Raw genomic sequence first — 11,690 nt, 5'->3', positions numbered from 1 at the left:
GGGTCGATGACGGATCGCGATCCGGCGGCACTGAACGGATGGCGAGTGATGACGTCCTCCACCAGTCTGCTGTCCGCATAGTGAACGGAACGTTCAAAACGTGTGTCGCAGACTATGCCGGGCACAGCGCGGGACACAAGCCCTGGGCACGGATTTCCCTGCACGTCCCGCACGAATCTCGGCGAGCAGAACGGTTCGGCGGACAGCATCCCGGCACCCGCTGTTCACTTGGTGAACGCGGAGATGCAGGGAGTTGGCTACTCGGCCGAGGTCGGCCGCTCCCCGCCGAGCACCGTGGACATGCGGTCGGCCGCCGCGCGCACGCGCTCGACGCGCTCGGGGACGGCGGCCTCGGTCGCCGAGCCGGCCAGGCCGACCGCGGCGATCGACGCGCAGATGCCGCTCGGGTCGAAGATCGGGGCGGCCACCGCGACCACGCCGACGTCGGTGTGCCGCACGATCACCACCCCGTCCCGGCGGGCGGCGGCGACGGTGCGGTCGAACTCCTCCTGCCGCGCTCGGTCGAGCCGGGCGCGCAAGACCTCGATCCGGCTCGCACCGCGCGGCAAGTAGGCGGCGAAGACCGCGCCCTGGGCGGAGTCGACGCCGAGCACGGTGCCCACGCGCACGGTCAGCACCGCGTCCGCGACCCGCGGCTCGGCGACGTGCACGACCATCGGGCCGGTCGAGGCCCACAGGCTCAGCGCGACAGTGGCACCGAGCTCATCGGCCAGCGCCGGCATGTGCCGCGGCGCTTCGGCCAGCGCGGGCGAGGACCCGGTGGCCATGGCGCCGAGCCGGGTCGCCAGCGGACCCACGACGTAGCTGGAGTGCCGGCTGCCCGGCTCGAGCAGGCCGACGGCGACCATCGAGGTCAGGTAGCGGTGCGTGGTGGTGCGGTTGAGGCCCAGCCGGAGCGCGACGTCGGCGGTCACCAGCTCGGTGCGGTCGACGTTGAACAGCCCGAGGATGCGGCTGACCCGGCTGACGGCCTGGATGTCGGACCTGCCGTTCGCGTCGCCGTCCGCGGCCGGTGCACCTCCCGTGGCTGGCGTCGTCATCGCCGTCCACCGCTCCCGTGATCGCCCCGACCCGACCGCCCCGGCACCCGGGACCCGTTCCCGCAGCCTACCGACCAGCCCGCAGCCGCCCGGCCAGACCCGCGACGCGACCCGGTCATCGGCGTCCGGATCGCACACAGTGCGTTCGCATGCCGTGAACCTAGGGTTCGGCGGCGGCGAGGACAAGCATCAGCACCCGCCGCGAACGGCGCTTTCGCCAGGAACTGTGCTGACGAAAGCGCCGTTCGTCGAGATCAACAGGACCTACCAACCCCACTTGACGCCATACCTCGGAAGCCATCAGGATGTTCGGGTATTGAACATCGTGTTCACATTGGAGGCGCGGCTGATGAGCCTGCGCACGATCGCATGACCGGGCCCGGGCTGGCCGATCTGTGGCACGCCCTCGTCGACGAGTTGGGCGACCGGGTCGCCGTCTCGTGCGGCGAGGACGTCCGTACCTGGGACGAGCTGGATGCGCGCGCCGCACTGCTGGCCGGCCACCTGCGGGCATGCGGATTGGCGCCCGGCGACCGGGTGGCGGTCGGGCTGCGCAACGGCGTCGCGTTCGTCGAGGTACTGTTCGCGCTGGTCAAAGCCGGGCTCACCCCGGTCAACCTCAACGTGCGCTACCGGGCCGCTGAGATGCGCCACCTGCTGGTGGACTCCGGAGCGCAGGGGATGGTCGTCAGCGCGGCGATGGCGCCGGTCGCCCTGGAAGCGGCGGCTGGGACCGCCGCCGTGCGGGTGGGCGTCGTCGTGCCCGACGGCAGCGGCGATGGGTGCGACCTGCCCGGCTACGCCGACGTGCTGGCCGCCGCAGCACCCCTGCCGCGGACCCCGCGCAGCGCCGAGGACCTGCTGATCCTCTACACCGGCGGCACCACCGGCCGGCCGAAGGGCACGGTGTGGCCGCACGGGGAGCTGATGGGCATCGCCGCGGGCGACTACCGCCGCCGCGGGGAGACCCCGCCGGAGACGCTCGCCGACGCCCGGCGCATCGCCCGCCGGATCGGCCGCTCCGCAGAACGGCCCGTCACCGTCCCGGCCTCCCCGCTCATGCACGGCACCGGGTTGTTCGCCGCCCTCGGCGCGCTCGCCGTCGGCGGGGAGTGCGCGCTGCTGGCCGGCCCGTCGTTCTCCGCGGCGGAGCTGTGGGAGACCGTGCAGCGCCGCCGGGTCACCGAGATCGTGATCATCGGCGACGTCTTCTGCGCGCCGATGGTCGCCGAGCTGGACCGGGCGGCCGCGGCCGGCGACCCGTACGACCTCTCCAGCCTGCGCATGGTCCGCAGCGCCGGGATGCGCTGGAGCGCCGAGAGCAAGCGCGCACTTCTGGAGCACGCCGACATCGCGCTGGTCGACGTGATCGCCTCCAGCGAGGGCGGCCCGTACGGGGTGGCGACGACCGTCCGCGGCGACGACCCGGTCACCGCCCGGTTCACCCTCGCTCCCGGCGCGCGGGTGCTCACCGAGGACGGCCGCGACGTCGTGCCGGGCTCCGGGGAGATCGGGCTGCTCGCGGCGCCCGGCCGGATGTCACAGGGCTACCTCGACGACCCGACGGCCTCGGCCACCACCTTCCGCATGATCGACGGCGTCCGCTACGTGGTCCCCGGCGACCGCGCCACCCTCGCCGCGGACGGCTCGCTGATCCTCCTCGGCCGCTCCTCCGGCGTGATCAACAGCGGCGGGGAGAAGATCGACGCGGAGGAGGTCGAGCAGGTGCTCGTCCGCCATCCCGCCGTCGCCGACGCCGTAGTGGTCGCGGTGCCGGACCCGCGCTGGGGACAGACCCCGAACGCCCTGGTCACGCTGCGTCCCGGCACCACCGCGACCGAGGAGGAGCTGATCGCGCACGTGCGGGAGAGCCTGGCGAGCTACAAGAAGCCGAGCCGGGTGCTGTTCGTGCCGGAGATCATGCGCACGCCCGTCGGCAAACCGGACCGGCGCTGGGCGGGGGAGTTCGCGGCGCGGACACCGCCGATCACCGGAACGGTCTGACGACCTCGGCCGTCCAGCCGAGCCGGGGTGCATCGACTCGCCGTCGCCGTAACGGTCCCGCTGACGGCACCGAGAACCTGGTGTCCACAAGGGACCATCACCGCGAGACGAGGAATCGTTGTCCGAGCACGACCAGACCAGCGGCCATCCCCACCACCCGACCCACTCGCCGTACCCCCAGAACTACGGACCGCCGCAGACACCACCACCGTACGGGTACGGTCCGCAGTTCCCGCCGCCGCCCAACTACCCGCCGACGTACCACGCGCAGTCCCCCTACCCACCGCCCGGCCGGCCGCCGAAGCGCCGGAGCACCACGGGCAAGGTGGTTCTGCGCCTCGTGGGCGGCCTGGTCCTGCTCATGCTCATCGCGGCTGCGGTCAACGCAGGGCGCGGGTCGGAGAACCACAGCACCGCCGCCGGCGGCGGGAGCACGAGCCAGACCCTCACGGATCGCGGCACGACGGGCCCCGGCACGAACACCGGTTCCAAGCCTGCGTCCGCCGACACCGGACCCGACTTCCCGGGCAAGAAGCCCAAGGACGTCGCCGTGGCCGCGGGCGGCACCGTGGCCTTCGACGGCCTGCAGGTCACGTCGACCGAGCTGCGCCGCGGCAGCAGCACCTTCGGCAAGACCCTCTGCACCACGGTCACGTACGTCAACGGCAGCAACCGGACCGCCAGCTACAACACGTTCGACTTCGAGATGCAGGACGCCAAGGGCGCCATCGTCAACCCCACGTTCTTCGGCGGCGGCGACACCATCGGCAGCGGCGATCTCGCCCCGGGCGGAACCGTCTCCGGCGATGTCTGCTTCGAGGACAAGGCCGCGTCGAACGGCCTCTACATCGTCTTCTACAAGTCGAGCTTCTGGCGCAGCGACCGAGCTGCCTTCCTCAACCAGCGGTAGTCGGCTCACGCCGGCCGACCGCGGCTGAGCGCGCAGCAGGCGGTGCGCACCTCGGCGAAGACACGGCGCCCACGGGGCTGACGGCTCCGGACGGCCGCTCCGCGGCGGGGAGTGCACCGGTTCTGGCGGTCGGGCCGGTCCTGCGAGAGCGCCGCGCTCAGCCACTCCGCGGTGGCACCGGCCAGCTCGCCCGGCAGCTCCACGGGTGGCACGTGTGGCGGGAGATCACGTCGTCGGCGAGCCGCTTGGCCCAGTCGACGGTCGCGCCCAGCTCCGTCAGCGGTGACCGCGTATCCCCTCGGCGCTGCGTACCACCCGGCGACGGGTCGATGAGAGCGGTTCGCCGGCGGCCACGGCTCGCCGCAGGGCGGCGCAGTCCTGCGGATCGCGCTGCACAGCAGCTCCGGTGAGGTCGAACTGGTCCTGCGCGCCGGCGAGTCCCGCGCAGCAGCGGTCCGAACGACCACGTCGCGCCGTGCCTGCTGCGGTGAACGGCCCCTCCACCCGCGCGGACCGCGTCAGACGTCCAGCGTCAGACGTCCAGCACCAGCTTCTCGCTCAGCGCCCGCGAGCAGCAGACCATCATCGTCTCGCCCGCCGCGCGCTCGCCGTCGGTGAGCAGGGAGTCGCGGTGATCGGGGATCCCCTCCAGGACGCCCGTCTCGCAGGTCCCGCAGATCCCCTCGCGGCACGAGCTCGGCACCGGCAGCCCGGCGGCCTCGAGCGCCTCGAGGATCGACGTGCCGGAGTCGACGTGCACGGTGATGCCCGAGCGCGCGCACACGACCTCGACGGCCCGCTCCCCGTCCGGGGTGACCGGGGCCCGCTCGACCGGGTGGAAGCGCTCGACGTGCGGTTCGGCGAACCCCGCAGCGGCCGCCCGTTCGGCGACGGCGGCCAGCAGCGGTTCCGGTCCGCAGCAGTACACGCTGGTCGTGGCCGGATCGTGGCGGGCCAGCGCGGCGGCGACGTCGATGCGGCCCGCCTCGTCCTCCGGCACGATCACGACCCGGTCGCCGTAGCCGGCCAACCGATCGAGGAACGCCATCGTCGCCCGCCGCCGTCCCCCGTAGACCAGCTCCCACTCGGCACCGGCCGCGTCCACGGCGGCGATCATCGGCAGGATCGGGGTGATGCCGATGCCGCCCGCCACGAACAGGTAGCGCGGGCTCTCGACCAGCGGGAACCGGTTGCGCGGCGGGGAGGCGTCCACGAGGTCGCCGGGCCGCAGCTGCGTGTGCACCCAGCGGGTGCAGCCCCGGCTGCGCTCCTCCAGCAGCACCCCGAGCCGGTAGGCGGATCGGTCGGCGGGCTCCCCGCACAGGGAGAACTGGCGCGGCGGTCCGCCACCGGGGGCGAGCAGGTCGATGTGCGCCCCGGGCGTCCACTCCGGCAGTGCGGCGCCGCCGGGATCGCACAGCGTCAGCCCGACCACGCCCTCGGCCTCGTACGACATGCTGCGCACGCGCAGCCGCAGCAGGTTCGACACGTCTCGTCTCCTCGCGGCGCGATCGCGCCGCTCAGTCGTCGGGATCGGGATCGTCGGGGTAGAGCAGCACCCGGACGCGGTAGCGGGTGGCGGTGAGGTGCTCGTCGGCGATGCCGCGCATCATGTCCTTCGGCACCAGGCACTCCGCGCACGCCGCGTCGCGGGCGATCACGCGCAGATCTACCGACACGTCGTCGACGACGGTCGCCTGGATGCGGTAGTCGTCCTCGCCGAGCATCCGCTGCAGGTGGTTCAGCGCGTCCTGCAGCGCGGGATCGACCGCGGTCACCGCAGCACCGCCCGGGTGACCGGGATGCTGCTGGGATGGCTCGGGATCAGCGTGGCGTGCGTCGGTTCGGGCCCACCCACGACGAGCACGAACACGTGCGCGGGGTCCTTCACGGGGTAGACGAGCCCGTCGTGCTCCACGAACTCGTACGGCGGATCGGGCTTGGCCGACGCGGGGAAGCGCTCGACGGGCACGCCCGCCCGCAGCCAGATCTCCCGCGCGACGTCGGCCTTGGACAGGCCCGCCCCGGCGAGCACCGCGGCGTGCCCTGGCGTGATCAGCACGGCGACCGTGCCCCGCCCCATCACGACGTTCGGGTTGCCCATGAACGCCAGCCCGTCGCCGAGCAGGCTGAGCATCGCCTCCGGGTCCTGGCGGGGCGTGAGCAGGTTGACGCTGCCGGTGGCGCCGAGGACGGTCACCGCGTCGTCGGCTGCGGAGAGCCCCCGGTCGACGTGCAGCGGGGCCCACGGCGACTCGGCCTCGTTCTCCGCGAAGCAGAACGTGTACCGGCCCGGCTGACCCATGATCGACTTGGAGACGCTGCCCGGCACCGCGCCGCCGACGTTGGTGATGAGCAGGCGCAGCGTGCGCCCGATCGCCGCGTTGGCGCGCCAGCCGTGGCCGAGTGCGCCGCGCCCGGAGTTCACCCCGACCTCGCGGCCCAGCGGACCGTTCACGATCACGACCGGGGTCGACGACCCGGTGGTGGTGGCGATGCCGTTGAGGTTGAACTGCGGCTCGCACGCAGCGCGCACGGCGGTGACGATCAACGGCATCAGCTCGGGCGCGGCACCGGCCATGACGGCGTTGGCGGCCAGCGTCTCGTACGTGACGCCGTACCCGGTCGGCGGCATGTGCGCGACGACCTCGCCAGGGTCGACGTCGCCCAGCGCGGCGAGCAACCGCTCCACGCGCCGCAGGGTGGGCAACCGAACGGGTAGCCCGTCGGTCCATCCGCGCTGGTAGAAGTACTCGTGTGCGGTGTCGTCGTCGGGATCGTCGACCGCCTCGACGGCCGCGAACCGCGTTCCGCTCGCCGGGTCCGGCCCGGCCGCGGCGGGAGCGGCAGTGGTCAGCCGCTCCTCGATCTCGCCGACCGCGTCGTCCACCATGCCCAGCGCGACCGCCAGGTCCACGGTCTCGGAGTTGATCGGCAGGAGCACCCGCGGCACCTCGAACCGCTTGGCCCGCACCAGCGCCTCGGCGAGCTCGCTGAACTCCTTCGTCACCACCAGCACAGTGGGCAGGTCCTGCCGGATCAGCTCCATCGCGTCGTGGAAGCTCCACGCGGTGCAGGAGCCGCAGTTGGCGAGCCCGATGACGGCGGCGTCGTTCTCCTCGGCGATCCGGCGCAGCAGGTCGGGCTCGGCCGCCGAGCCGTTCGGCACCACGTACTGCGTGAACGTCGTGCCGGGGTGGCGTTCGCCGAGCAGCTCGGCGAGCCGGTCCACCATGGCGTGCCAGCTGGGCCAGGCGTTCTTGACCAGCGCGATGCGGCGGCCGGCCAGCTCGGGCAGCACGCGGATCGGCCCGTGCGTGCCCGCGGTGGCGGGTGCGCGGGTCGGATCGAGCAGTGCGTGTGTTCTCACAGGTCCCTCTCTCGTGCCGGGTCCGGCGTCTGCAGGTGGTGGTAGCCCGTGCGCGCCCTGGCCTCGCGCAGCGACAGCCCGGCCGCCACGTGGGCCCGCACGGCCGCCTCCGCGTCCGCGATGCCGACGGCGACGTCGTGGATCTCCTCGATGCGGGCGGCGGGCAGCACGACCACGCCGTCGAGGTCGCCGACGAGCAGGTCGCCCGGCAGCACGCGGACCCCGCCGATGTCGACCGGTCCACCGATCTCCTCGACGCGGACCCGGTCCTTGCCGGTGCGCATCCAGTTGCCGCGGGCGTAGACGGGGTAGCCGACCTCCCGGCTGCGGTCGAGGTCGCGGCACACCCCGTCGATGACGGTGGCGGCGAGCCCGCGGCGGGCCGCCACCGTGGTCATGATGTCGCCCCACACGGTCGCGTCGGTGCGGCCGCGGTTGTCGAGCACGACGACGTGCCCGGCCTCGACGTCGTCGAGGAAGTCGCCGACGGTGCCGCCGGAGATCCCGTTCGGCCCATAGCGGACGGTGAAGGCGGGCCCGGCGAAGCTGCGGCCGGGCACCAGCGGGGCGATGCCGCGGCACTGGCCGGGGATGCCGAGCCGGTCGAGCGCGTCGCTGACGGTGCTGGTGCCCAGCGCGACCAGGCGGGTGGCGAGCGAAGCGACCGCTGTCACGACAGCATCCGCTCGTAGGAGGCGCCCATCGCCTCGGCGACGGGGGTGCCGGACCGGACCGCGGCGGCGATCGCGGCCTCCCGCTCGACGATCGCCGCGGCCCGCCCCAGCACCTCGGTGCGCCGGGTGGCCGGAACGACGACGACACCGTTCTCGTCGCCCACCACGAGATCGCCGGGGGCGACGAGGACGGGGCCGATCGCGATCGGCTCGTTCCAGGCGATCTCGGCGATCCGCCCACGGGCGGTCACGGGGGTGGCGGCGGTGCCGAACACGGCGAACCCGAGCGCGCGGGCCTCGTCGACGTCGCGGGCCGGGCCGCCGATGACCACGCCCTCGATCCCGCGCCGGTGCGCCGCCAGCGAGAGGATGCCGCCCCAGCCGGCCGCGTCCCCGCCGGGGTGGGCGACGACCACGACGTCCCCGGGCCCGGCCGCGTCGACGGCGGCGGTGCACAGGTGCCGCCCGGCCGGGGCGCTGCCGGCCGGACCGAGCGTGACGGTGACCGCCCGGCCGGCGACGCGTGCGGAGCCGCTCAGCGCCCGCACCCCGGGCAGGACGCCGGGCAGGCCCAGCGCGTCGAGCGCATCGGAGAGCGCGCACGTACCCAGGTCAGCCGGGGTCACGCGCCCTCCTCGACGGGCCGGAACCGCAGCAGCACCGCACCGTCGGCGCCCTCGGCGACGACCGCGCGCACCGGCATGCCGATGCGGACGTCCTCGGGCGGGATGCCGATGACGTGCGTCAGCACGCGGACGCCCTCCTCGAGGGTCACGTAGGCCAGCGCGTACGGGCCGCTGTCGCGGTACTCCCCGGCCGGGCGGCGCACGACGGTGACGCTGTAGACGACGCCGCGCCCCGGTGCAGTGCGCCACTCCAGGTCGGCGGGGCCGCGCGCGTCCGCCGCCCGCGGGTACCACACCAACTCGCCGGTGACCCGGCTGAACGGCAGCTTCAGCTCGCCCTCGGCGAGCGCGGCCCAGAACGGTTCGAGTCCCGGGGTGACCGGCGCCTTCGGCACCGGCAGGGTGGCCTCCTCCAGCAGGCTCACGAGTCCTCCTGACCGAGCAGCAGCGTGCTGCTGTAGTGGCGGCTGCCGATGGCCTTGCCGATGCCCTGGACCAGGGCGATCTGCACGTCGGGCAGCTGGACCGGCGGATTGGCCGTGCCGCGCAGTTGGCGCACCGCCTCGATGATCTTGACCATGCCGCCCCGGGAGTCGGGGTGGTTGTTGCACAGCCCCCCGCCGTCGGTGTTCACCGCGAGCTTCCCGGTGTGCGCGAGCAGCCCGCCGTCGGCGACGAACCGGCCGCCCTCGCCCTTGGCGCAGAAGCCGAGGTCCTCCAGCAGCATGAGCACGGTGATCGTGAACGAGTCGTAGATCGACGCGTAGTCGACGTCGCCCGGTTTCACCCCGGCCTCGGCGAACGCCCGCGGGCCGGACCAGACCGCCGCGGTGTACGTCGCGTCGACCGCGGCGCCGGCGGGTTTCACGGCCTCGGCCTGGCCGAGGACCTTCACCTTGTGGCCGGGCAGCTGCGCCGCGACCGCCGGGCTGACCACGACGACCGCTCCGCCGCCGTCGGTGGTGACGCAGCAGTCGAGCCGGTGCAGCGGGTCGGCGATCAGCGGCGAGTCGAGGACCTCATCGACGGTGACCGGGGTGCGCAGCAGCGCCGCCGGGTTGTGCTGCGCGTGCAGCGACGCGGCGACCTTCACCTCGGCGAGCTGGGCGGACGTGGTGCCGTACTCGTGCATGTGCCGGGCAGCGGCCAGCGCGTAGAGCGCGACCGGGGAGATCCCGTACGGCGTCTCGAACGGGTCCTCGGGACCGGGCACGGACCGGTGCGGTGGCAGCGACCGGGGCAGCCCGCCCATCGCGACGACCGCGACGTCGCAGCGCCCGGCCATGATCGCGGCGGTCGCGTGCCCCACGTGGGTCGGGTAGGACGCGCCGCCGCTCTCGGTGTCCTCGACGTGGCGGACGTTGGTGAGCCCCAGGTACTCCAGCATCGAGAGCCCACCCAGCCCGGGCTGCTCCGACGAGCCGAACCAGCCGTCGACGTCCTCAGCGGACAGGCCCGCGTCGGCGAGCGCGCCGCTCACCACCTCGGCGAGGACCTGCGGCACCGACGAGCCGGTGATCTTCCGTTCCGGGTGTTCGTAGGCGCCGACGATGTACGCGCCGCCTCGGATGCCGCTCACCGGCCGGTCTCCCCGACGCCCGCCGCCACCGCGAACGGCGCCCCGGTCGCCGCGCGCACCGTCGCCACGTCGACGCCGGGGGCGAGCTCGGTCAGCACCAGCCCGGCCGGGGTGACGTCGAGGACGGCGAGATCGGTGTAGATGCGGTCCACGACCCCGCGGCCGGTGAGCGGGAGCGTGCAGCGCTCCACGATCTTCGGCGCGCCCGTGCGGTCGACGTGCTCCATGGCGATCCAGACGGTGCGCGCCCCCTGAACCAGGTCCATCGCCCCGCCGACGCCGGGCCTGCGACCGGGCACGTACCAGTTGGCGAGATCGCCGCTGGCCGACACCTGCAGCGCTCCCATGATCGTGGCGGTGAGCCGCCCGCCGCGGATCAGCGCGAACGACACCGCCGAGTCGAAGATCGCGGCGCCGGCCACGGCGGTGGTGAAGCCCTTCCCGGCCTCGGTCAGGTCCGGGTCGCGCTCGTGCTCGGCCGGGGCGGGCCCCATGCCGAGCAGCCCGTTCTCGGAGTGGAACAGGACCTGCTTGTCCGGCGCGACGTGGTCAGGCACCAGCAGCGGGATGCCCAGGCCGACGTTGACGTAGTCGCCGTCGTTCAGGTCCTCGGCCACGCGGGCGGCGATCTCGGCGCGGGTGCGCCCGATCGGTGGCGCCTCAGGCTGCACGGTCACCGATGAGCTCCTCCTCCACGATGTGGTCGACGAACACGCCGGGCAGGTGGATCTGGTCCGGGGGCAGCTCGCCGACCGGCACCACCCCCTCGACCTCGGCGATCGTGAGCCGCGCGGCCATGGCGCAGAGCGGGTTGAAGTTGCGGGCGGTCAGGCGGAACGCCAGGTTGCCCAGCCGGTCCGCGCGGTGCGCCCGGATCAGCGCGACGTCCGGCTTCAGCGCCCGCTCCAACACGTAGGTGCGCCCGTCGAACTCGCGGGTCTCCTTCGGCTCGGAGTAGGCGAGCACTTCGCCGTCCGGCCCGTACGCGGCGGGGAACGTGCCGTCGGCGAGCATCGTGCCGACCCCGGCCGGCGTGTAGAAGGCGGGGATGCCCGCCCCGCCCGCGCGCAGGCGTTCGGCCAGCGTGCCCTGCGGGGTGAGGTCCAGGTGGATGCGTCCGGCGCGGTACTGCGCGAGGAACTCCGCGTGCGCCGGGAACGAGCCGGTGAACCGCGCGATGCGGCCCTCGATCAGCATCCGGGCGAGCCCGCGTTCCCCGATCCCGCAGTTGTTCGACACGACGTGCACGTCGCGCACGTCCAGCTCGCACAGCGCTTCGACGAGGGCGAGCGGTGCGCCGCAGTCGCCGAACCCGCCGACCGCGATCATCGCACCGCGCCGCGGAACGTCGGCCAGCGCCTCGGCGACCGAGCCCCTGATCTTGTCGATCACCGCAGCCCTCCGCTCTTCGCGTTCACAGTTCGAACAGTATGTTCACTTTGCGTCCGCGAATGTCAAGGAGCCGC

13 protein-coding genes are annotated in these 11,690 nt (G+C 73.6%); 3 read left to right on the top strand and 10 right to left on the bottom strand.

The window, feature by feature from the left end:
• Positions 1-257 precede the first annotated feature (257 nt).
• Positions 258-1,061 (bottom strand): IclR family transcriptional regulator, encoded by an 804-nt coding sequence (locus tag BUE41_RS14275; RefSeq protein ID WP_073457577.1) that lies wholly within the window; start codon positions 1,059-1,061, stop codon positions 258-260.
• Positions 1,062-1,215: 154 nt separating this feature from the next.
• Here BUE41_RS14275 and BUE41_RS30250 point away from each other — a divergent pair, with 154 nt between their 5' ends.
• The 3 genes from BUE41_RS30250 to BUE41_RS14265 all read left to right on the top strand — a co-directional run bounded on the left by BUE41_RS30250 (position 1,216) and on the right by BUE41_RS14265 (position 3,975).
• A complete protein-coding gene (locus BUE41_RS30250; protein WP_143172155.1) occupies positions 1,216-1,434 on the top strand; it encodes a hypothetical protein in 219 nt (72 codons plus the stop codon).
• Complete coding sequence (locus tag BUE41_RS14270; protein WP_073457576.1) at positions 1,431-3,065, top strand: AMP-binding protein; 1,635 nt, start codon at positions 1,431-1,433, stop codon at positions 3,063-3,065. The genes BUE41_RS30250 and BUE41_RS14270 overlap by 4 nt, the downstream gene beginning before the upstream one ends.
• Positions 3,066-3,183: 118 nt before the next feature.
• Entirely contained in the window at positions 3,184-3,975 is a 792-nt protein-coding gene (locus BUE41_RS14265; protein ID WP_073457575.1) for a DUF4352 domain-containing protein, read from the top strand.
• 532 nt (positions 3,976-4,507) lie between these two features.
• Here the strand turns inward: BUE41_RS14265 and BUE41_RS14255 are convergent.
• The 9 genes from BUE41_RS14255 to BUE41_RS14215 are packed head-to-tail and all read right to left on the bottom strand — an operon-like array spanning position 4,508 to position 11,616.
• Positions 4,508-5,464, bottom strand: a complete 957-nt coding sequence (locus tag BUE41_RS14255) for a PDR/VanB family oxidoreductase (RefSeq protein ID WP_456107112.1) — start codon at positions 5,462-5,464, stop codon at positions 4,508-4,510.
• A gap of 31 nt (positions 5,465-5,495) precedes the next feature.
• A complete protein-coding gene (locus BUE41_RS14250) occupies positions 5,496-5,753 on the bottom strand; it encodes a hypothetical protein (protein ID WP_073457573.1) in 258 nt (85 codons plus the stop codon).
• Positions 5,750-7,345, bottom strand: coding sequence for a UGSC family (seleno)protein (locus BUE41_RS14245; RefSeq protein ID WP_073457572.1), 1,596 nt, complete (start codon positions 7,343-7,345; stop codon positions 5,750-5,752). The genes BUE41_RS14250 and BUE41_RS14245 overlap by 4 nt, the downstream gene beginning before the upstream one ends.
• The gene (locus BUE41_RS14240) at positions 7,342-8,019 is read right to left on the bottom strand and encodes an RraA family protein (RefSeq protein ID WP_073457571.1); all 678 of its coding nucleotides are present in this window, start codon (positions 8,017-8,019) and stop codon (positions 7,342-7,344) included. Before BUE41_RS14240 ends, BUE41_RS14245 begins: the two co-directional genes overlap by 4 nt.
• A complete protein-coding gene (locus BUE41_RS14235) occupies positions 8,016-8,645 on the bottom strand; it encodes an RraA family protein (RefSeq protein ID WP_073457570.1) in 630 nt (209 codons plus the stop codon). Before BUE41_RS14235 ends, BUE41_RS14240 begins: the two co-directional genes overlap by 4 nt.
• Positions 8,642-9,070, bottom strand: a complete 429-nt coding sequence (locus BUE41_RS14230) for a Zn-ribbon domain-containing OB-fold protein (protein WP_084755004.1) — start codon at positions 9,068-9,070, stop codon at positions 8,642-8,644. The genes BUE41_RS14235 and BUE41_RS14230 overlap by 4 nt, the downstream gene beginning before the upstream one ends.
• A complete protein-coding gene (locus tag BUE41_RS14225) occupies positions 9,067-10,224 on the bottom strand; it encodes a thiolase domain-containing protein (protein ID WP_200803896.1) in 1,158 nt (385 codons plus the stop codon). The genes BUE41_RS14230 and BUE41_RS14225 overlap by 4 nt, the downstream gene beginning before the upstream one ends.
• Entirely contained in the window at positions 10,221-10,901 is a 681-nt protein-coding gene (locus BUE41_RS14220) for a 3-oxoacid CoA-transferase subunit B (RefSeq protein WP_281688839.1), read from the bottom strand. The genes BUE41_RS14225 and BUE41_RS14220 overlap by 4 nt, the downstream gene beginning before the upstream one ends.
• On the bottom strand, positions 10,885-11,616 hold the full coding sequence (locus tag BUE41_RS14215; RefSeq protein ID WP_234997260.1) for a CoA transferase subunit A: 732 nt from the start codon (positions 11,614-11,616) through the stop codon (positions 10,885-10,887). The genes BUE41_RS14220 and BUE41_RS14215 overlap by 17 nt, the downstream gene beginning before the upstream one ends.
• Positions 11,617-11,690: the final 74 nt, after the last annotated feature.

The sequence above is a fragment of the Pseudonocardia thermophila genome (assembly GCF_900142365.1).
GTDB lineage: Bacteria > Actinomycetota > Actinomycetes > Mycobacteriales > Pseudonocardiaceae > Pseudonocardia > Pseudonocardia thermophila.
Note: the sequence above shows the minus strand (reverse complement) of the source record. Positions and strands in the feature narration are given on the sequence as shown.